At 58.4% G+C, this 24,336-nt stretch carries 17 protein-coding genes; 4 read left to right on the top strand and 13 right to left on the bottom strand.

Annotated features, from left to right (window positions below; genetic code table 11):
* Nucleotides 1–485: 485 nt before the first annotated feature.
* The gene (locus DXXMK7_RS16765; protein WP_038920064.1) at nucleotides 486–1,820 is read left to right on the top strand and encodes a glycoside hydrolase family 28 protein; all 1,335 of its coding nucleotides are present in this window, start codon (nucleotides 486–488) and stop codon (nucleotides 1,818–1,820) included.
* A gap of 130 nt (nucleotides 1,821–1,950) precedes the next feature.
* On the top strand, nucleotides 1,951–2,319 hold the full coding sequence (queD, locus tag DXXMK7_RS16770) for a 6-carboxytetrahydropterin synthase QueD (RefSeq protein WP_033569254.1): 369 nt from the start codon (nucleotides 1,951–1,953) through the stop codon (nucleotides 2,317–2,319).
* A gap of 39 nt (nucleotides 2,320–2,358) precedes the next feature.
* Here the strand turns inward: queD and queE are convergent, their stop codons facing one another.
* On the bottom strand, nucleotides 2,359–3,030 hold the full coding sequence (gene queE, locus DXXMK7_RS16775; RefSeq protein ID WP_038920065.1) for a 7-carboxy-7-deazaguanine synthase QueE: 672 nt from the start codon (nucleotides 3,028–3,030) through the stop codon (nucleotides 2,359–2,361).
* A gap of 387 nt (nucleotides 3,031–3,417) precedes the next feature.
* Here queE and DXXMK7_RS16780 point away from each other — a divergent pair, with 387 nt between their 5' ends.
* Nucleotides 3,418–4,392: an MBL fold metallo-hydrolase gene (locus DXXMK7_RS16780; protein WP_038920066.1), complete on the top strand. Its 975-nt coding sequence runs from the start codon at nucleotides 3,418–3,420 to the stop codon at nucleotides 4,390–4,392.
* 70 nt (nucleotides 4,393–4,462) lie between these two features.
* On the opposite strand, the gene DXXMK7_RS16785 is transcribed toward DXXMK7_RS16780, so the two are convergent.
* The 7 genes from DXXMK7_RS16785 to rlmD form a co-directional block, all read right to left on the bottom strand.
* Complete coding sequence (locus DXXMK7_RS16785; RefSeq protein ID WP_038920067.1) at nucleotides 4,463–5,602, bottom strand: glycoside hydrolase family 105 protein; 1,140 nt, start codon at nucleotides 5,600–5,602, stop codon at nucleotides 4,463–4,465.
* A 75-nt stretch (nucleotides 5,603–5,677) separates the two neighbouring features.
* Nucleotides 5,678–7,252 carry an MFS transporter gene (locus DXXMK7_RS16790; RefSeq protein ID WP_038920068.1) on the bottom strand — a complete coding sequence of 525 codons (1,575 nt, stop codon included), beginning with the start codon at nucleotides 7,250–7,252 and terminating at the stop codon, nucleotides 5,678–5,680.
* Between the two features lie 488 nt (nucleotides 7,253–7,740).
* A complete protein-coding gene (gene eno / locus DXXMK7_RS16795) occupies nucleotides 7,741–9,039 on the bottom strand; it encodes a phosphopyruvate hydratase (protein WP_038666183.1) in 1,299 nt (432 codons plus the stop codon).
* A 97-nt stretch (nucleotides 9,040–9,136) separates the two neighbouring features.
* Nucleotides 9,137–10,774: a glutamine hydrolyzing CTP synthase gene (pyrG, locus tag DXXMK7_RS16800; RefSeq protein ID WP_038920069.1), complete on the bottom strand. Its 1,638-nt coding sequence runs from the start codon at nucleotides 10,772–10,774 to the stop codon at nucleotides 9,137–9,139.
* Between the two features lie 226 nt (nucleotides 10,775–11,000).
* Nucleotides 11,001–11,798: a nucleoside triphosphate pyrophosphohydrolase gene (gene mazG / locus DXXMK7_RS16805; RefSeq protein WP_038920070.1), complete on the bottom strand. Its 798-nt coding sequence runs from the start codon at nucleotides 11,796–11,798 to the stop codon at nucleotides 11,001–11,003.
* 63 nt (nucleotides 11,799–11,861) lie between these two features.
* Entirely contained in the window at nucleotides 11,862–14,099 is a 2,238-nt protein-coding gene (gene relA, locus DXXMK7_RS16810; protein ID WP_038920071.1) for a GTP diphosphokinase, read from the bottom strand.
* A 9-nt stretch (nucleotides 14,100–14,108) separates the two neighbouring features.
* Nucleotides 14,109–15,443, bottom strand: coding sequence for a 23S rRNA (uracil(1939)-C(5))-methyltransferase RlmD (gene rlmD, locus DXXMK7_RS16815; RefSeq protein ID WP_038920072.1), 1,335 nt, complete (start codon nucleotides 15,441–15,443; stop codon nucleotides 14,109–14,111).
* A gap of 60 nt (nucleotides 15,444–15,503) precedes the next feature.
* Here rlmD and barA point away from each other — a divergent pair, with 60 nt between their 5' ends.
* On the top strand, nucleotides 15,504–18,275 hold the full coding sequence (gene barA / locus DXXMK7_RS16820; protein WP_038920073.1) for a two-component sensor histidine kinase BarA: 2,772 nt from the start codon (nucleotides 15,504–15,506) through the stop codon (nucleotides 18,273–18,275).
* A 106-nt stretch (nucleotides 18,276–18,381) separates the two neighbouring features.
* On the opposite strand, the gene DXXMK7_RS16825 is transcribed toward barA, so the two are convergent.
* From DXXMK7_RS16825 to DXXMK7_RS16845, 5 genes are all read right to left on the bottom strand, one after another.
* Complete coding sequence (locus DXXMK7_RS16825) at nucleotides 18,382–19,524, bottom strand: glycerate kinase (protein ID WP_038920074.1); 1,143 nt, start codon at nucleotides 19,522–19,524, stop codon at nucleotides 18,382–18,384.
* 272 nt (nucleotides 19,525–19,796) lie between these two features.
* Nucleotides 19,797–20,687 carry a 2-hydroxy-3-oxopropionate reductase gene (gene garR, locus DXXMK7_RS16830; protein ID WP_038669312.1) on the bottom strand — a complete coding sequence of 297 codons (891 nt, stop codon included), beginning with the start codon at nucleotides 20,685–20,687 and terminating at the stop codon, nucleotides 19,797–19,799.
* A gap of 68 nt (nucleotides 20,688–20,755) precedes the next feature.
* A complete protein-coding gene (garL, locus tag DXXMK7_RS16835) occupies nucleotides 20,756–21,526 on the bottom strand; it encodes a 2-dehydro-3-deoxyglucarate aldolase (protein ID WP_022634690.1) in 771 nt (256 codons plus the stop codon).
* Between the two features lie 87 nt (nucleotides 21,527–21,613).
* The gene (gudD, locus tag DXXMK7_RS16840; RefSeq protein WP_038920075.1) at nucleotides 21,614–22,954 is read right to left on the bottom strand and encodes a glucarate dehydratase; all 1,341 of its coding nucleotides are present in this window, start codon (nucleotides 22,952–22,954) and stop codon (nucleotides 21,614–21,616) included.
* A gap of 15 nt (nucleotides 22,955–22,969) precedes the next feature.
* Nucleotides 22,970–24,331: an enolase C-terminal domain-like protein gene (locus tag DXXMK7_RS16845; protein WP_038920076.1), complete on the bottom strand. Its 1,362-nt coding sequence runs from the start codon at nucleotides 24,329–24,331 to the stop codon at nucleotides 22,970–22,972.
* Nucleotides 24,332–24,336 lie beyond the last annotated feature (5 nt).

Genomic DNA, 24,336 nt, shown 5'->3' on the forward strand with positions numbered 1-24,336 from the left:
GTACAGGGCGCCTCCCGCTGGGAAACAAGATAGGCAGATTGTTTTTTTCTTCACCAGCGCCGGGGAACGACCAAATGCGCGTTATGCGGAGCAGGCTGAAAAAATGAGTGTCGACAACCCCGGTAACGCTCATTTCATGGAAGCAGGTTCACCGCCCGGCGCATTGCCGCGCCCTTGCCTCACAACCAGCGTTCAACTGTGAACACGTCGCGCGATCGAGTTCACAGTTATTTAACAAAAATAAAACACTATGCGCCGACAACGCTACGCGCATTCGCCGGAAGGGATAAAAAACGTGATGAAACACACATCGCGTTAGGGCCGCAGCGAGTATGACGTTATCACGCTCACATTCCGTCGGATGGCGTCAGACAGGCTGTGAAGGCGCTCTAACCCTGAGCGATTTCCCGCCGCGCCGCGGCTGCCTGCGATGAAAAACCGTGCTGGAATGACCTCCGTACCCCTATCGAAACAGGATAAAAACCATGAGGCTATCCATTCGCTCCTACACGCCCGCCGCCGATGGCGTTACCCCCGACACCGTGCTGTTCCAGCGGGCGATCGACGACCTGACCGCGCAAGGCGGCGGCACACTGGTGGTGGAAGCGGGGCGTTATCTGCTGGGAGGATTACGGCTGCCCTCGAATTTCTGCCTGCAACTGGACGCCGGAGCGGAACTGATCGCCAGCGCCTGCTATGACGATTTTGCTCAAACCACTACCGTCAGCGTGGCCGAGCTTTCCGATCGCGCGTTTCTGTACGCCCGCCGGCAGCGCAACATCACCCTGTGCGGAAAAGGGAAAATCACCGGTAGCGCCGACGCCTACTTCTCAGCCGAGCCCGATGAGCAGGGCTATCGCCTGCCGGCGCAGCATCGCCCGCGGATTCTGGTGCTGGAGGACTGCGAACAGGTCAGTTTGCAGGACGTGACCATCGAACAGGCGCCGATGTGGACCGTCCATCTGGTGAGTTGCCGTCAGGTCAACGTTGAACGCCTGACGGTGGATAACGACATGACCATGGCCAACACCGATGCGCTTAATCTCGACAGCTGTCAGGATGTGACGGTACGTCACTGTCACCTGAGCGCCGCCGATGACGCCTTGTGCATCAAAACCACCGCCAAGCCCCCCGCCATGCAGTATAAGGCCCAGCGAATGACGGTCAGTCACTGCCGGCTGCGTTCGCGCAGCTGCGCGCTGAAAATCGGTACCGAAACCTTCACCGACATTGAAGACCTGACCGTCAGCCACTGCGCCATCTACGACTCCAACCGGGGGATTGGACTGATTTCCCGCGACGGCGGCGCGTTTCGCCGTATCTGTTTCAGCGATATCACCTTCGAATGCGTCGCGGCGCCGCCCTGTCACTGGGGCAAGGCCGACCCGGTATTCGTGTCGGTACGTTACCGCGACCCGATGATTGAACCCGGAGTGATTGAGAATGTGCGCTTCGTGCGGCTGTCCGGCGTTAGCGAAGGCGCCATCAACCTGCACAGTACGCCGGCGGGTTATATCCGCGATATTCATTTCGACGGCATCACGTTAGAACAGCGACCGAGCGATTCGCCGGAACAGGGCTTGTACGACGTCCGCCCGCCCTGCAACCCGGAGCGCCCCACCGGCATGGGGCTGGACAATGCTTATCTGGTCAACCCGGAGACCGGGCGCGCTTACGGGGTGGAAACCTACCCAAGCGGGCTGCCCGCGCTGTTTGCACGCGGCGTCAGCGGATTAACGTTACACAACATGACGTTGCAGCGTCCGTCTCCGTTGCCCATCGGCTGGAGTCACGATGCGGTTATCGAACTGACGGAATAGCCCGATTGACAGCCTGGCAGGATGGCGCGCAGATACTGGCAGAAAGGACAGTTTGGTGTCAGGAAACGTGCTTAACACGGCACTTTCCGGTAGTATGCGACGGTTTTTTGAATGACACGAGAGCCTCACCATGCCAACCACACTGTTTAAAGATTTCCAGTTCGAAGCCGCGCACCGGCTTCCCCATGTGCCGAACGGCCATAAATGCGGCCGCCTGCATGGTCATTCGTTCATGGTTCGTCTGGAAATTACCGGTGAGGTCGATCCTTATACCGGCTGGGTGATGGATTTCGCCGAGTTGAAAGCCGCATTCAAACCCACCTGGGAACAGTTGGATCACCATTACCTGAACGATATTCCAGGGCTGGAAAACCCTACCAGCGAAGTGCTGGCGCGCTGGATCTGGCAGCAACTCAAACCGACGCTGCCATTATTAAGCGCGGTGACCGTCAAAGAAACCTGCACCGCCGGTTGCGTATACCGCGGCGAGGACGACTGAGTCAGCGGCCTGCGCGGCTATCAGCTAAAACGACGCCCATCAGGCAATATTGAGGTATTTGTGGGTCTGCATCGATAAACGCCAGTTGCGGGCGATGCAGGTTTCAATACACAGCCGGGTGGCGTCGTCCTTCTGACTAATCGGCTGCAACGCCACAACCCGCGCCTTGTCGTCATCCAGTCTTGCCAGCAACGCATCCAGCGCCTCAATATCCCGCTCGCGCGCCACCGGATGTTTGATTTCATTCGCCCGTTGCAGCGCCTGATCCAATACCGCCAGACCGCCGCGCATATTCACTTTGGGAGAAACCGTCACCCAGCAATCGGGTGAGCAGCGTACTTCGTGGGTGCCGCTGGTTTCGATCTGAGTACTGAACCCCCGCTGCTCCAGCGTCTGCGTCAACGGCGTCAGATCGTGGATACAAGGCTCGCCGCCGGTAATCACCACGTGTCTGGCGCTGTACCCCTGCAATGCCATCTGCTGCAACAGATCCTCAACGCTGGAACCGCTCCAGGCGTCGCTTTCCCCGCTTTTAACCAGTACCTCCGCCAGCGGAATCTGCCGCTCAGGCAGTTTTTCCCAGGTATGTTTGGTATCGCACCAGCTGCACCCCACCGGGCACCCTTGCAAACGGATAAACACCGCCGGGACGCCGGTGAAAAAACCTTCGCCTTGTAGGGTCTGGAACATTTCGTTAATCGGGTAAAGCATCGTGTTTCATTATTCCTTCTGGCTAAACCACTATTATCGCCGATAGCGCAAGCCATGCCAAACCGCCGGATGCAATAACCAAAAAGAACGGCTGCCCGAAATTTGTGCCTGTGCGATTCCCGGTTAATAATCAACAGGTCGCACATGATGCGGCCATACCTCTATCGCCAATCGATCTCGCATTGCAGGACAAAATGCTTGCGTTTTGAACAACGCAACGCGTTGGCCCCTTAGGGCAAGGTAGAACGCGGCAACAGCATGAATCCTCTGAGCTTGCTTACCGCAGTAAGCGACGGGCATGCGCGACAAGTTTGCGTAAGCCGATTTGAGCGCTGCCGGCTGCAATGTGGAAGATGAAAGGTATATTTACAAATAAGGAAATGTAAGATGACGTTATTAAAGCCCCTTGCTGTTTTCTGTTTGTCATTATCTCTGGTTCCGGCATTCGCCAATGCCGAAGCGGTCGCCCAGGTTAAAACTCAGCCCGGTTATTACCGCATTATGGTCGGGCAGTATGAAATCACCGCGCTGTCCGACGGTACCAACACCATGCCGATGGACAAGCTGCTCACCCGCACGCCGCGGGAGAAAATCGTCAGCCTGCTGGAAGCCAGCTACCTGAAACCGCAGGTGGAAACCTCTATCAACGCGTTTCTGATCAATACCGGAAAAAACCTGATTTTGGTTGATAGCGGCACCGGCGCGCTGGGTGGAAAAACCACCGGTAAAACGCTGGCTAACCTGAAAGCAGCCGGGTACAAACCGGAGCAGGTCGATAGCGTACTAGTGACTCACCTGCATGCCGATCACTTCGGCGGACTGGTCAGCGACGGAAAACTGGTTTATCCCAACGCCACCATTTACGTGAACCAGAAAGACACCGATTTCTGGCTAAGCCCGGACAATCTGAAAAAAGCGCCGCAGGACAAAAAAGCCGGATTTGAGCGCGTGCAGGAAGTGTTCCGCCATATCCGCGAAGCCGGCAAACTCAAGACCTTCACCGATCATCAGTCACTGCCCGCCAGCATTACCGCCGTGCCGACGCCAGGTCATACCCCCGGCCATACATCGTTCCTGGTCAACAGCGACGGCCAGAAAATCCTGCTGTGGGGTGATATCGTGCACGCCGAAGCGGTACAAATGCCGCTGCCAGACACCGCCATCGCGTTTGACTCTGATAGCGAGCAGGCGGTTCGCACCCGTGATGCACTGCTGAAAGAAACGGTGAAACAGGGTTACTGGGTAGCGGGCGCGCACATGCCGTTCCCCGGCATCGGTCATGTGGCGGTACAGCATGACGCTAACGGTAAAACCAACGGTTACCGCTGGTTGCCGGTCAATTACAGTCTGTCGGGGTTGTGAGTCACACAAGCCTCAAAAAACGGGCTTCCACTGGAAGCCCGTCCAAAACTCGCTATCTCTTCGACACGTTTTACAGATAGACGCGCAAATACTCCGACAGACACAGAATCGCCATCGCCTGACCGTATGGCATCGAGGTCAGCGGAATCTGGCGGTAGTAGTCCAGATCCTTACCCATCGCCGTCCCAAAGGAGACGTTCAGCAACTCTCCGTTCTCGCTGATATTCGCTACCACGCCGCGCATCGCCTTTTCCGCCACGTCGGCGTAGCGACGATCGATATAGCGCTTGCGCACCGCTTTGAGGATACCGTAGGCAAACCCGGCGGTCGCCGAGCTTTCCAGATACGAGGTCGGGTCATCCAGTAAGGTGTGCCACAGGCCGCTGTCGTCCTGATACTTCGCCAGCGCTTCCACCTGACTTTCCAGCACCTGAATCAGAAAACGACGGGTGGCGTTGTGTTCGGGCAGATCCAGCAATTCGATGAATTCCGGGATCACGATGGTCAGCCAGCTGTTGCCGCGCGCCCAGCGGGCCTGCGCAAAACTGTGGTTACCGTCGAAAGTCCAGCCGTGGAACCACAGGCCGCTCTGGCGATCCATCAGGTACTGCACGTGCAGCAGGAACTGGTAGGTAGCTTCTTCTACAAATTCGGGGCGGTTGAGCAGCTTACCGATTTTCGCCAGCGGCAGCACGCTCATCATCAACGTGTCGTCCCACAGTTGATCGGTGTTTTCGCTGTTGTAGACGATATGCTGCAAGCCGTTCTTGTGGGTGCGCGGCATGTCGTACATCACCCATTCCGCCCAGCGTTCGAGATACGGCACCCAACGGCTGTCGCCGGTTTCTTCATAACGGTAGGCCAGCGTCAGGAACGGACACACGGTATTGACGTTTTTGGTCGGCGTGCCCTCTTCCAGCCGGGCGGTGAACCAGTCATCGATGATGGCGCGCATCCGCTCGTCGCCGGTCTGACGATAATACTGGTAGATGCCGTACAGCCCGATGCCATGCGTCCACTCCCAGCCGGCCCAGCCTTTGGTATCGATCACCCGGCCGTCATCCAGCCGCAGCAGGAATTCACCGGTTTTATCCTCAATATTGATCAGATTGTCGGTCACCCGGCAAATCAACGCCTTTAAATCGTCCCGGGAGATGAAGTATTCGGGCTGGCGCAGCAGCGCGCTATGTTTTACAGGAAAAATGGTCATAACAGATATCCGATTCCAGTTTTATTACCTATCAATCGATGACTTCTCGATACGCATCAATCTGCACAGCACGGCTTAATGCACGCCGTGGTGAGGCGTTCCGCCGGTGATCGGCCGGGCCGGCGCCTTGTGACGATTGAGATAACCAATGTTGTTGTTCCCCCACAGGGATTCGTATGGCATACCGGCCAGCATTTCCACCGTGGCGCGGGCTTCCGGCGTGACTTTTTCCGGCACGATGCGGCCTGCTTCGCGCATTTTCGCCGTTTCCTGACGCAGCACTTCATGCGTTTGCAGGTTCAGCTTGAAGCGCAGCGACACCAGGAAGCCTAACGCCAGTACCCCGACAGTGCCGAAACACAGCACCATCAGAATGGTGTGGCTGACGCCCGGCGCCTGCACGCTCTGACCGGAAACAAAGCCGGACAGCTGCAGCACCACGCCCACCAGCATCACCGCGCCGGCCTGAGAGGCTTTACGGGTCAGGGTCATAATGCCGGCGAAGATCCCTTCACGGCGCTGAGCGGTGATGACTTCATCCACGTCAGCGATGTAGGTATAAGTATTCCAGGGCACATAGTTGATGCCGCCGCGGCCCAGACCAGCCAGACCGGACACCAGCAACAACAGCGAAAACGCCGAATGCATGCCGCTGTAGTACAGGAAGCCATAGGAGAGCGCGCTCAGACCAAACAGGCAGACCACCATACGGTAGGACGGCGCCGGGCCGAACTTGATGCACAGCGGGATCATCGCAATCACCGAAATAAACTGCAGGATCGCCATCGTCCCCATCAGGTTGGACGCCATGGTCGGGCTTTGCATCAGCACGAACACCACGTAGTAAGTGAACACCGCGTTGAACACGTCCTGTGCAATATAGCCGCCCAGATACATCCCCAGATGCTGACGGAAGATGCGGATACGCAGCGTGGACAACAGTTCAATGTTCAGGCGTCTGAGACTCTGCCCCAGCGTCAGCGACTGGCGTTCTTTTTCCGCCTGCAGCGAGGCTTCCGACATTTGATCGCGCGGCCGCTCCCAGGTGAAGAAGTACACCAGCGCCAGCACGCAGGCGCAGATCACCGAGAACACCAGACTGGAGTAGAAGAAGGAGACCGCATTGTCTTTGCCGAAGTACCCCAGCAGGATACCGGGCAGAAACGCCGCCAGAATCGCCGACAGTTGCGCCAGCGCGATACGCGCGCCGGAGAACTTGGTCTTCTGTTTGAAATCATCGGTCATTTCCGGCACCAGCGTTTCATACGGCACCAGCACCATGGTGTAGATGACGTCAAACAGCAGGTAAGTAATCAGGTAGTACCAGTAATCCATGTGGCCGACCCACATCAGGCTGTAGCTGAAGACACAGGGAATACCGAGCAAAATAAAAAACTTACGGCGCCCGAAGCGTTTGCCCAGCCAGGTAGAGCCGAAATTATCGGTCAGGAACCCCATCAGCGGACTGACCACCGCATCCAGTACCCTGGCCATGGCAAAAATAAAGGTCGCCTCGATAGGCGTCAGGCCGCAAAACGTGGTGTAAAAATAGAGCAGCCAGCCGGCGGTGAGCGCCGTGGTGCCGGCCCCGAGGAAATCGCCGGAACCGTAGGCCAGGTAATTCGCCAGCCCAATTTTACGTGTTTTCATCGCCATCCTTCCTCATTGATTTATTTATGAAGGTGTTGCGGCGGACCCAAAAACATCGTTGCCGCCGTAGCGTTAAGGTAACGAGGCGGCAAGGCAAAAACCTTTGCGCGTTTGCCACCCCATCGCCGCTACTGGCATCCGCGGGAAGAACCAACCGATCGGCTTCAAACTTCTGGTCGAAATACGATTTCGAATTAACAGAACCTACGGTCCAAAATTACTCTAGCGGGTAGAGACGCTGCTCGCATGCAGTGAAGAAGGGATTTGGGATCGGGTTCATTGTTTGTCATGCCCATGACCCAACGGGGCAGAAAAGTCTGGAAGCACGCTCGCAATTCACATGATTCAGCGCCGAATCAGGCAGGCTGATAGCGGGCCATAAAACCGCACAGAGGCCAACCGGCAGGCAAAAAAAATCCGGAAGCAGAAATGCTTCCGGATTGTCAGACGTGATGACCGGCGAGTCGAGTTCGCCGGTCGGCAGGCGCTTACGCCTGGCCTTTCACTTCTTTCAGGCCGTTGAACGGTGCAGAATCACCCAGCGCTTCTTCGATACGAATCAGCTGGTTGTATTTAGCCACACGGTCAGAACGGCTCATGGAACCGGTCTTGATCTGGCCAGCCGCAGTACCTACCGCCAGGTCGGCGATGGTAGCGTCTTCGGTTTCGCCGGAACGGTGAGAGATCACAGCGGTGTAGCCTGCGTCTTTCGCCATCTTGATAGCAGCCAGCGTTTCGGTCAGAGAACCGATCTGGTTGAATTTGATCAGGATGGAGTTAGCGATGCCTTTCTCGATACCTTCTTTCAGGATCTTGGTGTTGGTTACGAACAGGTCGTCGCCCACCAGCTGGATTTTGTCGCCCAGCACTTTGGTCTGGTAAGCAAAGCCAGCCCAGTCGGATTCGTCCAGACCGTCTTCGATGGATACGATCGGGTACTGTTTGGTCAGCTCTTCCAGGAAGTGGGTGAATTCTTCAGAGGTGAACGCTTTGTTGCCTTCGCCAGCCAGAACGTATTTACCGTCTTTGTAGAATTCAGATGCGGCGCAGTCCATCGCCAGCGTGATGTCTTTGCCCAGCACGTAACCAGCCGCTTTCACCGCTTCAGCGATAACAGCCAGCGCTTCGGCGTTGGAACCCAGGTTCGGCGCGTAGCCGCCTTCGTCGCCAACAGCGGTGTTCAGGCCTTTGCCTTTCAGTACTTTAGCCAGGTGATGGAAAACTTCAGAACCCATACGGATGGCTTCTTTCACGGTTTTCGCGCCAACCGGCTGAATCATGAATTCCTGGATGTCGACGTTGTTGTCGGCGTGTTCACCACCGTTGATGATGTTCATCATCGGCAGCGGCATGGAGTATTTGCCCGGGGTGCCGTTCAGTTCAGCGATGTGAGCATACAGCGGCAGGCCTTTAGAAGCCGCAGCAGCTTTAGCTGAAGCCAGAGAAACGGCCAGAATGGCGTTGGCGCCGAAGTTGGATTTGTTTTCAGTGCCGTCCAGGTCGATCATGATCTTGTCGATGGCAGCCTGATCCTTGGCGTCTTTGCCCAGAATAGCCTGTGCGATCGGACCGTTTACCGCAGCAACGGCTTTGGTCACGCCTTTGCCCAGGAAACGGGATTTGTCGCCGTCACGCAGTTCCAGCGCTTCGCGGGAACCCGTGGAAGCACCTGACGGTGCCGCAGCCAGACCGACGAAACCACCTTCCAGATGAACTTCAGCTTCAACGGTCGGGTTTCCGCGTGAGTCGATGATTTCACGGCCAATGACTTTAACGATTTTGGACATCAGATTTTCCTCAGTACAAGTTAAACTAAAACCTCAGACGGCAACGCGCGATCAGAGGACCGCGCGTTGCTGCAAAACTCATTTCACCGGTAAAACCTTACTTCACCTGACGCTTCTGGTACGCCCCGGCGGCTTTCACAAAGCCGGCAAACAGCGGGTGCCCGTCACGCGGCGTGGACGTGAATTCCGGATGGAACTGACAAGCCACAAACCACGGATGATCAGGGATCTCGATAATCTCCACCAGCTTACGGTCGGCGGAGACACCAGCAACACGCAATCCCGCCGCCTCAATCTGTTTCAACAGCATATTGTTGACTTCGTAACGGTGACGATGACGTTCAATGATCGTCGGCTCACCGTACATCTGGCGCACCAGGCTGCCTTCAGTCAGATGGCACTGCTGCCCGCCTACGCGCATAGTGCCGCCGAGATCGCCGTCTTCGCTGCGCACTTCGATATTACCCTCGGCGTCACGCCATTCGGTAATCAGCGCCACTACCGGGTATTTACAGTCTGGCACAAACTCGGTGGAGTTGGCGCCTTCCATACCGGCGACATTGCGGGCGAACTCCATCAGCGCCACCTGCATACCCAGACAGATGCCAAGGTACGGGATGTTGTTCTCGCGGGCATAGCGCGCCGCCATGATTTTCCCTTCCACCCCGCGGTAGCCGAACCCGCCCGGCACCAGAATCGCGTCTAACCCTTTCAGCACATCGACGCCGCGCGTTTCCACGTCCTGCGAATCGATGAGCTTGATGTTGACCGTCAGGCGGTTCTTCAGACCGCCATGTTTCAGCGCTTCAATCACTGACTTGTAGGCATCCGGCAGTTCTACGTACTTGCCGACCATGCCGATGGTCACTTCGCCGCCCGGATTGGCTTCTTCGTAAATAACCTGTTCCCATTCTGACAGGTTTGCTTCCGGACAGTTCAAGCTGAATCGTTTACAAATATAATCGTCCAGACCCTGAGATTTCAATAGCGCCGGAATTTTATAAATGGAATCAATATCCTTCAGCGAGATGACCGCTTTTTCCGGCACGTTGCAGAACAGCGCGATTTTTGCGCGTTCGTTAGCCGGCACGGTGCGGTCGGAACGGCAGATCAATACATCAGGCTGGATACCGATGGACAGCAGTTCTTTCACGGAGTGCTGGGTCGGCTTGGTTTTCACTTCACCCGCCGCCGCCATGTACGGCACCAGCGTCAGATGCATGAACAGGGTGTGCTCGCGGCCCACTTCCACCGCCATCTGGCGAATCGCTTCAAGGAACGGCAGCGATTCGATATCGCCGACCGTACCGCCGATTTCCACCAGCACCACGTCGTGGCCTTCGCCGCCTTCGATAATGCGTTCTTTAATGGCGTTGGTGATGTGCGGGATAACCTGAATGGTCGCCCCCAGATAGTCGCCCCGACGCTCCTTGCGCAGAACGTCAGAATAAATGCGTCCGGTGGTGAAGTTATTGCGGCGCGTCATCTTTGTGCGAATAAAACGCTCGTAGTGACCCAGATCGAGGTCGGTTTCGGCGCCATCTTCGGTGACGAACACTTCGCCGTGCTGCGTCGGGCTCATCGTGCCCGGATCCACATTGATATACGGGTCCAGTTTCATGATGGTCACGTTGAGGCCACGGGCTTCGAGAATAGCCGCGAGAGAGGCTGCGGCAATGCCTTTACCCAGAGAGGATACGACCCCGCCGGTCACAAAAATATAATTAGTTGTCATGCTGAACCTGAAAGTTTAGGTTTAAGGACGATGGAAAGACCAGGACGGGAAAGTAGTATACCCGAACCTGGGAGGCGTCACAAATGATCGTTTTACCCTTTGTGACGTTGACAGGCTCCGGCTGATGCGGTATCTCCCACCCACGCGGGAGACGATGACCGGGTTTAAAATCAGCCGGATAGCGCCAAAAACCGGGGAAAACCCGACTTTCGTTCAGGAAATGATTTCAATCCTTTTTTTCTGATGCTTTTACCTGTTGCCAGGCTGCTTCCATCTCATCAAGCGTGGCGTCGGCAAGGGATTTGCCGCTTTCGCCAATCAGTTGCTCCACCTGCTGGAAACGGCGGGTGAACTTGCGATTGGCCTGCTGCAGTGCGATTTCCGCCTTGTGTCCGAGATGGCGAGACAGATTGACCGCCGCAAACAGCATATCGCCAATTTCTTCGCCCAGTTTTTCCGGGTCGATCACCGCCTGCTGCGCTTCGACCATCACCTCGTCGATCTCTTCGTACAGTTTGTCCACCACCGGTCCGAGCGTGGTCCAGTCGAAACCGACGGCGGCGCAGCGCTGCTGGATTTTATGCGCCTGCATCAGCGCCGGCAGCGCCTGCGGGATGTCGTCCAACTGCGAATGACGATCTTTTTCCGCCCGCTCCTGCGCCTTGGTCTGCTCCCAGTTAGCCAGCACCGCGTCGCTGTCCGGCAGCGTGGCGTCGCCGAAGATATGCGAATGGCGGCGTTCCAGCTTGTCGCTAATGGCGTCACACACGTCCGAGAAATCAAACAGCCCTTGCTCTTGCGCCATTCGGGCGTAAAACACCACCTGAAACAGCAGGTCGCCCAGTTCGCTGCGCAGGTCGTCGAAATCCTTACGGCTGATGGCGTCGAGCACCTCGTAGGTTTCCTCCAGCGTGTAAGGGGCGATGGTGTCAAACGTCTGCTCGCGATCCCACGGGCAACCGGTTTCCGGGTCGCGCAGTTGCTGCATGATGTGGAGTAAGCGCTCGATGGCGGATGAATTCATAATAATCCTGATAATGACATGATAAAGGCGGGACAGGCCCGCCTTAGGGTAGTAACAACAGTATCAATTGCCCTGCAAGCGCCTGGCGTCGATCACATCCGGCAGTTGATTGAGCTTGGCCAGCACCCGGCCCAGCACCTGCAGGTTGTAGATCTCGATGTCCATGTCGATAGTGGCGAGCTGCTGCTTCACGTCGCTGCGGCTTGAAACCCCCAACACATTGACCTTTTCGTTAGCCAGAATGGTGGTGATGTCACGCAACAGGCCGCTGCGATCGTTAGCGGTCACCCGTACCACCAACGAATAGCCGCTGGAGTAGCTTTCGCCCCATACCGCTTCGACAATACGCTCCGGCGCGTGACTGCGCAGGTCGTCAAGCTGTTCGCAGTCCGCACGGTGGATGGAAATGCCGCGTCCGCGGGTGATGAAACCGATAATATCGTCGCCCGGAATCGGCTGACAGCAACGCGCGATGTGGTGCATCAGGTTGCCGACGCCCTCCACCACCACCCGGCCGTTGTCTTTAGCGCTGGCGCGCTGGGCCGGTTGCTGGGATTTCTGCGTCAACTGGCGCAGCGCCTCGCGATCCTGCTCTTCGGCGCTCGGCTGGTTCACCTTCGACTGCAGGAAGTTAACCAACTGATTAAGGCGGATATCGCCGCCGCCGATGCCGGCCAGCAATTCATCCATCGAATTGATGTTGTAACGCGGCAGCAGCAGTTTTTCGGCCATTTTCAGGCTCACGCCGAGATGCGCCAGTTCGTCTTCCAGAATCTGTTTGCCCGCCAGGATATTCTTGTCGCGATCCTGCTTGCGGAACCAGTTGTGGATTTTGGAACGTCCGCGGCTGGTGGTGATGTACCCCAGATTGGGGTTCAGCCAGTCGCGGCTCGGGTTCGGCTGCTTCTGGGTGATGACCTCGATCTGGTCGCCCATCTGCAACTGGTAGGTGAACGGCACGATACGCCCGCCCACCTTGGCGCCGATGCAACGGTGGCCGATGTCGCTGTGGATGTGATAGGCAAAATCCAGCGGCGTGGAACCGGTCGGCAAATCCACCACATCGCCCTTGGGCGTAAACACATAGACCCTGTCGTCGAACACCTGGCTGCGCACTTCGTCGAGCATTTCGTCCGAGTCGGCCATCTCTTCCTGCCAGGCCAGCAATTTACGCAGCCAGGCGATACGCTCTTCGTAACCGGAACGTCCGCTGGTGGCGGCGCCTTCCTTGTATTTCCAGTGTGCGGCGACGCCAAGCTCCGCGTCTTCGTGCATCTGCCGGGTACGAATCTGAATTTCCAGCGTCTTGCCGCCCGGCCCCAGCACCACGGTGTGGATCGACTGATAACCATTGGGTTTGGGGTTGGCGACATAATCGTCGAACTCATCAGGCAGGTGACGATAGTGGGTATGCACGATCCCCAACGCGGCGTAGCAGTCCTGCAACCGCTCCACCACGATACGCACCGCCCGCACGTCGAACAGTTCGTCGAACGACAGCGATTTCTTCTGCATCTTGCGCCAGATGCTGTAGATGTGTTTAGGTCGGCCATACACCTCGGCCTTCAGTTCCTCTTGCGCCATAGAGGCGCGCAGGTTTTTGACGAAATCGTCGATGTACTGCTCACGGTCGATACGGCGTTCGTGCAGCAGTTTGGCGATGCGTTTGTACTCATCCGGGTGCAGATAGCGGAAGCAGAAATCTTCGAGTTCCCACTTAAGCTGGCCGATACCCAGCCGGTTAGCCAGCGGCGCGTAGATATTGGTACACTCTTTGGCCGCCAGCACGCGCTCTTCTTCCGGCGCGTCCTTCACTTCGCGCAGGTGGGCGATACGCTCCGCCAGCTTGATCACCACGCAACGGAAATCTTCCACCATCGCCAGCAGCATACGGCGGATATTATCCACCTGCTCGGAGGCCATCGAATCGTGCTGGGTGGCCTTGAGCTGGCGAATCGCATCCATATCGCGCACGCCATGCACCAGATTGACGATATTCTTGCCGAAGGTTTCCCGCAGCGTTTCTTCATCCACCACGTTGGCGTCCGCCAGCGGGAACAGCATCGCCGCGCGCATGCTGTCGTTATCCATACTCAGCGTGGAGAGGATTTCCACCATCTCGATGCCGCGCCACAACAGCAGCATCGCATCAGGGTGGCCTTCTGTTTTTTCTTCGCAGTAGCGCCAGGTTTCGGCGAGGCGTTCGCACGACGTTTTACTGGCGATACCCAGGGAGGCAATCCACGCGTCCGGCACGAACTTGCCTTCAGTATTCAAATGCGCACTTCTTACCGCAACCATAATTTCTCCCTACTTTACCGAGCCATCGGAACCAAGCAAAAACAGTGCCATCGACTCAAGATGTCCGGTATGTGGAAACATATCCAGCATGGCCAGCCGGGCCAGACGATAACCGGCGGCCATCAGCACTTTGCTGTCCCGCGCCAGCGTGGTGGGATTACAGGATATATACACCACCCGCCGGGGAGCCAGTTTCACAATCTGCGGCATCACGCCCGGCGCGCCGGCGCGGGCCGGATCGAGCAGTATCTTATCAAATCCCATCGACGCCCACGGTTGCCGGGTGACGTCCTCTTCCAGGTCATGATGATAAAATGTGACCTGCGTCAGCCCGTTGCGCTGGGCGTTTTCCCGCCCTTTGTCCACCAGCGCCGCCACGCCTTCGACCCCGACCACGCTGGCGGCGCGCGCCGCCAGCGGCAGGGTAAAATTGCCCATGCCGCAAAACAGGTCGAGCACCCGGTCCTGCGGCTGCGGATCCAGCCACGTCAACGCCCGCTCCACCATACGCTGGTTGATGTCGTCATTGACCTGAATGAAATCCCGCGGGCTGAACGCCAGCGATAATCCGGCGATGCGATAAGACGGCATGCCGCCGTGCAGGCATTCCAGCGCGCCGGCTTCCGGCGCCGCAAACAGCGCCGCGCCATGCTGAGCGGCGAACGCCGTCAGCGCCTGACGGTCAGCGTCGCGTAACGGATCCAGATGGCGCAAGATCACCAACGGCCCCTGCTCGGCCAGCACCAGCTCCACGTGCCCAAGCCGCCGGACGGCCTGCAACTGCCCGAGACAATCGCGCAACGGCGCCAGCAGTGCTTCCAGTTCCGGCCGCAAAATCGGGCAGGCGCCGATATCCACCAAATCGTGCGATCCCGCCTGCCGGTAGCCCATCTGTAACCGGCGCGTTTTCGCCTGATAGTATAATGCAAGGCGCGCGCGGCGGCGGTAGGCATAGGCCGATCCGGCGATCACCTCCGGCTCCGGCGGGACGGCGCCGGTTTCCCGCGTCATCAGGTGTGTCAGCGCGGCCGCCTTGCTGCGGTGCTGCAACGGCTGGCTGGCATGCTGTTGCTGGCAACCGCCGCAAACGGAAAAGTGCGGGCAGCGCGGCGTCACGCGCTCTTCGCTGGTGGTCAACAACCGCCGCAGCCGGGCATGGGCAAACTGGCGTTTCTCTTCCGTCAACTGCACCTCGGCCTGCTCACCCGGCAGCACGCCGGGGATGAACAGCGTTTTTCCCTGATGGCGGGCTACTCCCTGTCCGAATGGATCCAGATCATTCGCCGTCACGGTAAGGGTTTGCCGGGTCGTCACGCGCCGGTTTGGAGAGTAGAATTGCGCCATAAGTGTGCTGTCATTGATTTAATGGAATAGTCGACCTTAATTGTCCCACATTGGAACCTCATGACCAAATACAGTCTGCGCGCACGTATGATGATACTGATTCTGGCCCCGACCATGCTGATCGGTCTGCTGCTCAGTAGTTTTTTCGTCATCCACCGCTATAACCAGTTGCAGGAACAGTTGGCCGACGCCGGCGCCAGTATCATTCAACCGCTGGCGGTCAATAGCGCCTATGCCTTGACCCAGCGTCAGCCGGAATCGCTGCGGCAACTGGTCAATATGCTGCATCGTCATCATTCCGGCATTGTGCGCACCATCAGCGTATTCGACGCCCGCAACCAGCTCATCGTCACCAGCAACCCCAATAACCCCCACGGCCAGCTGTTGCAGGTGCCGTCCGGCAATCCGCTGCCGACCGCCCTGCGGCTGCAAAACGAAGAAGAGTGCCTGGTGTTGCAGATGCCTATCGAAAACGAAGGCGAAGTCTCCGCCGGTACGCTGATCAGCCGGCAGGCGCCGATGGGTTATGTCGCAGTCGAGCTGGATTTGAACACCATCCGGTTGCAGCAATACCGTGAGATGTTCATGGCCGCGATGCTATTGCTGTTCTGCATGGGCGTGGCGATGCTGCTGGCCTATCGGCTGATGCGCGATGTCACCATCCCCATCCGCAACATGGTGGAAACGGTGGACCGTATCCGTCGCGGCCAGTTGGACAGCCGGGTGGAAGGCCACATGCTGGGCGAGCTGGACATGCTGAAAAACGGCATCAACTCGATGGCGATGTCGCTCACCGCCTATCATGAGGAGATGCAGCAAAACATCGATCAAGCTACCTACGACCTGCGCGAAACGCTGGAACAGATGGAGATCCAGAACGTCGAGCTGGATCTGGCCAAAAAGCGGGCGCAGGAAGCGGCGCGCATCAAATCCGAGTTCCTGGCCAATATGTCCCACGAACTGCGCACGCCGCTCAATGGCGTCATCGGCTTTACCCGCCAGACGCTGAAAACCCAGCTGACGCCGACCCAGAAAGATTACCTGCAAACCATTGAGCGCTCCGCCAACAATCTGCTCAATATCATCAATGACGTACTGGACTTCTCCAAGCTGGAAGCCGGGAAACTGGTGCTGGAGAATATCCCGTTCTCGCTGCACAACACGCTGGATGAAGTGATTATGCTGCTGGCGCATACCGCCCATGAGAAAGGGCTGGAACTGACGCTAAACATCCAGCATGACGTGCCGGAACAGTTCGTCGGCGACCCGCTGCGCTTGCAGCAAATCATCACCAATCTGCTGGGCAACGCCATCAAATTTACCGAACAGGGCAACATTGATATCCGCATCGAAAAGCGCAGGCAGGAGAGTTTGCAGGTGCTGCTGGAAATCCAGATCAAGGATACCGGCATCGGCATTGCCGAAGCGCAGCAGACTCAGCTGTTTCAGGCGTTCCGTCAGGCGGATACCAGTATTTCACGCCAGCACGGCGGCACCGGTCTGGGGCTGGTGATTACCCAGCGGCTGGTGCGGGAAATGGGCGGCGACATCAGTTTCCACAGCAAACTGAATCAGGGCACCACCTTCTGGTGTACCGTTAATCTACAGATGAACCCGCACGTGCTGGAGCCTGATTATCACTTTGATAGTTTGCAGGGCAAACATCTGGCCTATGTGGAAGCTAACCCGGCGGCGGCTCAGGCGACGCTGGACATTCTGGTGCATACGCCGCTGACCGTCAGCTACAGCCCGACGATGGAACAGTTGCCGGAACGCACCTTCGACATCCTGCTGATCGGCGTACCGATCCACTACCGCAATACGCTGTTGGATTTCACGCCGCAGATTCGTGACTTCTGTCGCCTGGCCTCCTGCGTGATTCTGGCGCTGCCGAGCATGGCGGAAATGGAAGCGGAGCAGTTGAAATCGTTCGGCATCCACGCCAGCCTGAGCAAGCCCATCACCGCGCCGCGGCTGCTGCCGATGCTGCAGGATAACAGCCTGTTTAGTCAGGACAGCAGCGAGCGCGCGCTACCGCCGCCCGCCGCGTCGCTCAGTCGTTTACCGCTCAGCGTGATGGCGGTGGACGACAACCCGGCCAACCTGAAGCTGATCGGCGCGCTGCTGGAAGAACAGGTGGAGAATATCATTCTGTGCGAAAGCGGCGCCGACGCCATCGCCCGCGCGCAGGGCACCCATCTGGATATCATTCTGATGGATATACAGATGCCCGGCATGGACGGCCTGCAGGCCAGCGAGCATATCCGCCGATTGTCGCAGCACGCGCATACGCCAATCGTGGCGGTAACCGCGCACACCATGAGCGGCGAGCGCGAAGTGCTGCTGCAATCGGGTATGGATGATTATCTGTCCAAACCCATCGACGAACAGATGCTGCGCCAGACGCTGCTGCGCCATGCCTGTAAAACGCCCAGCGAACTGCCCGCGCCGCCGATGCCGATGATGGCGGTCACGGCGCAATCGCCGCTGTCGCTGGACTGGGATCTGGCGTTGCGGCAGGCCGCCAGCAAACCGGATCTGGCGCGCGACCTGCTGGCGATGCTGCTGGATTTTCTGCCGGATGTCCGTCAGCAGGTAGACGCGGTGCTGGCGGGCAACTCACCAGACAATCTGGTCGACATCATTCACAAACTGCACGGCAGTTGCAGCTATAGCGGCGTACCGCGGCTCAAACAGATCTGTCACTACCTCGAACAGTCGCTGCGCAAAGGCCTGTCGGCTGATGAACTGGAGCCGGAATGGCTGGAGTTGATGGACGAAATGACCAATGTGGAAAAAGCGGCGCGCAAACGGCTGGAAGCCTCAGCCTGAAACGCCGGCGGCGATAACAAACCAGAAATACCATCAGGCAGGCGGGTGCACGCAAAGGCAGCGCCTGCCGGTTGGTCAGCCGTCGCGGTGACGGCCAGCGACGAGCTCAGGAAATCGCCTGCGCCAGTTTGATGGTGGCGGCAATATTGCGCGCAGTCATCCGCACGTTGGCGGCGGCGTTGTCCAGCGCTTCCTCCAGCGAACAGATGTTGTAAAGCACGCTGAATACCGCATCAAGCCCATGATCGTGCACCACGCCTACGTCTGCGGTCAGGCTACCGGCAATGCCGATCACCGGTTTGTGGTAGCGTTTAGCCACAGAAGCGACGCCGATCGGCACTTTGCCGTGAATAGTCTGGCTGTCGATACGGCCTTCGCCGGTGATCACCAGCGACGCGTCCCTGACCAGTTCGTCCAGCCCTAACGCTTCGGTGACAATCTCAATGCCGCGACGCAATTCCGCGCCGCAGAACGCCAGCAACGCCGCGCCCATGCCGCCGGCGGCGCCCGCGCCCGGCACCTGCTCCACGTCGATATCCAGATCGTTGCGGATCACGCCCGCATAGTGGCGTAATGCCTGATCCAACTGTTCTACCATCGCCTCGGTGGCGCCTTTCTGCGGCCCAAATATCGCCGATGCGCCCTGCTTGCCGGTCAGTGGATTGGTGACATCGCAAGCCACCTCAAACCGGCACTGCCGGATACGCGGGTCCAGCGAATGAATATCAATGTGCGCCAGCCGCGCCAACTCCGCGCCGCCAAACCCGATCGGTTGCTTCGCGTCGTCCAGCAACTGCGCGCCCAGCGCCTGCATCATCCCTGCGCCGCCATCGTTGGTGGCGCTGCCGCCGATGCCGATAATACAGTGGCGAACGCCGTGATCCAGCGCGCTGCGAATCAGCTCGCCGGTGCCATAGCTGGTGGTCAGCAGCGGATTGCGCAGATGCGGCGGCACCCGTTCCAGCCCGCTGGCGGCCGCCATCTCGATAAACGCCGTTTTTTCATCCCCTGACAGCCCGAAAAAAGCGTCGATATCATCGCCCAACGGACCGGTGACGTTCACCTTGACGATTTTACCGCGGGTTGCCGCCACCATGGCTTCCACGGTTCCCTCTCCCCCATCGGCGACCGGCAGTTTCACGTAGCTGGCGTCGGGGAACACCTCCCGAAAACCGGCCTCAATCTGCGTCGCCACTTCCTGGGCGGATAAGCTCTCTTTGTAAGAATCCGGTGCGATAACTATTTTCATAAACGACTCGCGTCATCAACTACCCGCGCTGTAGGCTGTGTCCCGCAATTATTCGCGTCGCCGGCGCAGAGCCGGGGCCAAAACGCAGTATCCCGCACGACCCGACGTGTGTCTGGGCTTCCCCAACCACGCGGTTCGCGTCCGATCTCGCTGCGATTTGACCGCCAGCCGCTGTCACGCACAATTGCGGGACACAACCAGGAACCGGCGCAAGTCAAAAATGTTCCGTCAACCGGGCGGCCCCGCGCCTTGCGCCGACGCCGCCCCGTCAACTACCGAGTAACTTCCACTTTCGCCAGTTTCTCGTAATAACAAGCCAGCGCGCTGTGGTCGGCGCCGCCCAGGTCATCGGCCTTCAGCGCCTGCATCATTTCCATCACCGCGGCGGTCAGCGGCAGCTGCGCCCCGACGCCGTGAGACGTATCCAGCGCGTTGGCCAGATCTTTGATATGCAGGTCGATGCGGAAACCGGGCTTGAAGTTGCGATCCATCACCATCGGCGCTTTGGCATCCAGCACGGTGCTGCCCGCCAGACCGCCGCGAATCGCCTGATACACCAGGTCCGGATTCACGCCGGCTTTGGTCGCCAGCACCAGCGCTTCCGACATGGCGGCGATATTCAGCGCCACGATGACCTGATTCGCCAGCTTGGTGACGTTGCCCGCGCCGATATCGCCGGTGTGTACCACCGAACCCGCCATCGCCTTCATCACCTCATAGCTACGGTCGAAGACCGCCTTGTCGCCGCCCACCATCACGGACAACGTACCGTCGATCGCTTTTGGCTCGCCGCCGCTGACCGGCGCGTCCAGCATCTCGACGCCTTTTTCCGCCAGCGCCGCGGCAATTTCACGGCTGGCCAACGGGGCGATGGAACTCATGTCGATTACCACCGTGCCTTTACGCGCGCCTTCGATCACGCCGTTTTCGCCCAGCACTACCTCTTTAACGTGAGGCGAGTTCGGCAACATGGTAATCACGATATCGCTCTGCTCAGCCACGGCTTTCGCCGTTTCAGCCGAGGTGGCGCCCGCCGCCACAACTTCAGCGACCGCCGCGCTGTTTCTGTCCAGCACGACCAATGAGTAACCCGCTTTGATCAGGTTTTTGCTCATCGGTTTGCCCATGATACCCAGTCCAATAAAACCAATTTTCATTGCGATAACCTCGTTGTCCATTCAGTGACATGGTCAGATATGTTTACGGCCGATGCGGCCCTGATTAATCCAAGTTACTTTTTGAATTTGTCGCACAGCGCCTGCGTAGCGCCGCGGAACACGCCCAGATCGCTGCCCACCGCAACAAAACGCGCGCCCCATTCCAGATAACGACGGGCATCCGCTTCCACCGGCGCCAGAATGCCGCTCGGCTTACCGTGGGCGGCCGCGCGTTCAAAAATATGGCGAATCACTTTCTGCACTTCCGGGTGGTTGGGCTGCCCCAGATACCCCAGCGCGGCCGACAGGTCGCCCGGGCCGACGAAAATACCGTCAACGCCGTCCACCGCGGCGATCGCGTCCAGATTGTCCACCCCTTCCTGCGTTTCGATCTGCACCAGCACGGTGATGTTGTCGTTAATGGTGGCGAAATAGTTCGGCTCGGTGCCGTAGGCGTTGCTGCGATGACCGACCGACACACCGCGAATACCGGCCGGCGGATAACGGGTCGACGCCACGGCGCGAATCGCCTCTTCTTCACTTTCCACAAACGGGATCAGGAAGTTGTAGAAACCAATATCCAGCAATCGCTTGATGATCACCGGCTCATTGCAGGGCGGACGTACCACCGGCGCGCTGTGGCTGCCTTTCAGCGCCATCAGTTGCGGGATAAAGGTGTTGATATCGTTCGGCGCGTGCTCGCCGTCCAGTACCAGCCAGTCAAACCCGGCCAGTCCCAATACCTCGGTGGAAATAGGATTACCCAGCGCGCACCAGCAACCGATCAGGGTTTTCCCCTGCTGTAAATCCTGGCGAAATTGGTTAGGCAACAGTGGCGTCTTCATGTTTTGTCCTTACTCTTTACCTCGCCGCCCCGGATGAGGCGGCGCACCTCAATTAACGACTGTCGATAATTAACGAACAGCGATGGATTAGCGAACCAGGCAAGGACGTTTGTTATCAAACGTCCAGTTGGGGATCAGGTACTGCATGCCGACGGCGTCGTTACGCGCCCCCAGCCCCATGTTTTTATACAGCTCATGGGCCTTCATCACCTGATCCATATCCAGTTCGACGCCCAGACCCGGTTTCTTCGGCACTTCGACCATGCCGCCGACGATCTGTAACGGCTCTTTGGTCAAACGCTGATTGCCTTCCTGCCAGATCCAGTGGGTATCAATGGCGGTAATCCGACCCGGCGCGGCGGCAGCCACGTGGGTGAACATCGCCAGCGAAATATCGAAGTGGTTGTTGGAATGCGAGCCCCAGGTCAATCCCCACTCGTGGCACATCTGCGCCACGCGCACCGACCCCTGCATGGTCCAGAAGTGCGGGTCCGCCAGCGGAATATCCACCGACTGCAGGGAAATAGTGTGGCCCATCTGACGCCAGTCGGTGGCGATCATGTTGGTGGCGGTGGGCAGCCCGGTGGCGCGGCGGAATTCCGCCATCACTTCACGGCCGGAGAAGCCCTGTTCGGCGCCGCACGGGTCTTCGGCGTAAGCCAGCACGCCGCGCAGTTGTTTGCCAAGACCAATCGCCTCGTTCAGCGACCAGGCGCCGTTCGGGTCCAGCGTAATGCGCGCCTGCGGGAAGCGTTTAGCCAGCGCGGTGACCGCTTCGGCCTCTTCGCTGCCGGCCAGCACGCCGCCTTTCAGTTTGAAATCGTTGAAGCCGTATTTTTCGTACGCCGCTTCCGCCAGACGCACTACCGTTTCCGGCGTCAGCGCCTCTTCGTGGCGCAGGCGATACCAGTCGCATTTTTCATTCGACTGATTCTGGTACGGCAGGTCGGTCTTGTTGCGATCGCCGATGTAGAACAGATAACCCAGCATCTCCACCGCGTCACGCTGCTGACCATCGCCCAGCAACGCCGCCACCGGCACGTTCAGGAATTGACCCAGCAGGTCCAGCATCGCGGCTTCGATTCCCGTCACCACGTGAATGGTGGTGCGCAGGTCGAACGTTTGCAGACCGCGGCCGGTGGCATCGCGGTCGGCGAACTGGTTACGCACCGCGGTCATCACGTTTTTGTATTCGCCCAGCGTTTTACCCACTACCAGCGCAGCGGCATCTTCCAACGTCTGGCGGATTTTCTCGCCGCCAGGGATTTCACCCACGCCGGTATGGCCCGCATTGTCCTGGAGGATCACGATATTACGGGTGAAGTACGGCGCGTGCGCTCCGCTGAGGTTCAGCAACATGCTGTCGTGCCCGGCGACAGGGATCACCTGCATACTGGTAATAACCGGGGTGGAACTTTGCGACGTCATGATAGTTTCCTTCTGTTAAAACGTTGAATTCTTAGGTAACTCGCGTCCGAACACCGGGCGCTTGCGATCAAATTTCCAGCCGGGGATCAGGTACTGCATGGCCGCCGCGTCATTACGCGCGCCGCTCGGCAGTTTCTTGTGTAGCTCATGAGCTTTCATCACCTGTTCCATATCCAGCTCGATACCCAGCCCCGGGCGTTCCGGCACCTTGATTTTGCCGTTCACAATCTGCAGCGGTTCTTTGGTCAGATGCTGACCTTCCTGCCAGATCCAATGGGTGTCGATGGCGGTCGGTTTACCGGGCGCCGCGGCGCCCACATGGGTAAACATCGCCAGCGAAATATCGAAGTGGTTGTTGGAGTGGCAACCCCAGGTCAATCCCCACTCGTCACACAGTTGCGCCACCCGCACCGCACCGTGCATGGTCCAGAAATGCGGATCCGCCAGCGGAATATCCACCGCCTGCAGCATCACGGCATGGTTCATTTCACGCCAGTTGGTGGCAATCATGTTGGTGGCGACCGGCAAACCGGTGGCGCGGCGGAATTCCGCCATCACCTCGCGGCCGGAGAAACCCTGCTCGGCGCCGCACGGGTCCTCGGCGTAAGTCAGCACGCCGTTCAGGTCCTTGCACAAGCCAATCGCTTCGTCCAGCAGCCAGGCGCCGTTCGGGTCCACCGTGATGCGGGCATCCGGAAAACGTTTTTTCAGCGCCTTGACGGCGTCGACTTCCAGCTCGCCCGGCAGTACGCCGCCTTTCAGTTTGAAGTCTTTGAAGCCGTAGCGATCGGCCGCCGCTTCCGCCAGCCGCACCACCGCCTCGCTGTCCATCGCCTTTTGGTGACGCAGGTGATACCACGGATGCTTGCCCTGCTCGCCTTCAAGGTAGGGCAGATCGGTTTTGGTGCGATCGCCGATGTAGAACAGGTAACCAAGCACCGTCACCTCGTCGCGCTGTTTGCCCGGCCCCAGCAACTCGGCCACCGGTACATTCAGGTGCTGACCCAGCAGGTCCAGCAGGGCGGCTTCCAGTGCGGCGACAGCGTTGACCCGCAATTCGAACGTCCAGGCGCCTTTGCCGAACGAGTCGAAATCCGAAGACTGGTTGCCTTTGTGAACCTGATGCACCAGATGGTTCATGCGCGCCACCTGCGCCCCCACCACCTGTGGGATTGCCGCCGTCAGCGTGTTGTAAATCACCTCGCCGCCCGGCGCTTCACCTACGCCGGTGTGCCCGGCGTTGTCTTTCAGAATCACGATGTTGCGGGTGAAATACGCCCCGTGCGCACCGCCAATGTTGAGCAACATGCTGTCATAGCCCGCGACGGGGATGACTTTCATGTCGGTAATGACGGGGGAATCTTGCGTACTGCTCATAGTCA

It is taken from the genome of Dickeya sp. MK7, assembly GCF_000406305.1.
Lineage (GTDB): Bacteria > Pseudomonadota > Gammaproteobacteria > Enterobacterales > Enterobacteriaceae > Dickeya > Dickeya fangzhongdai.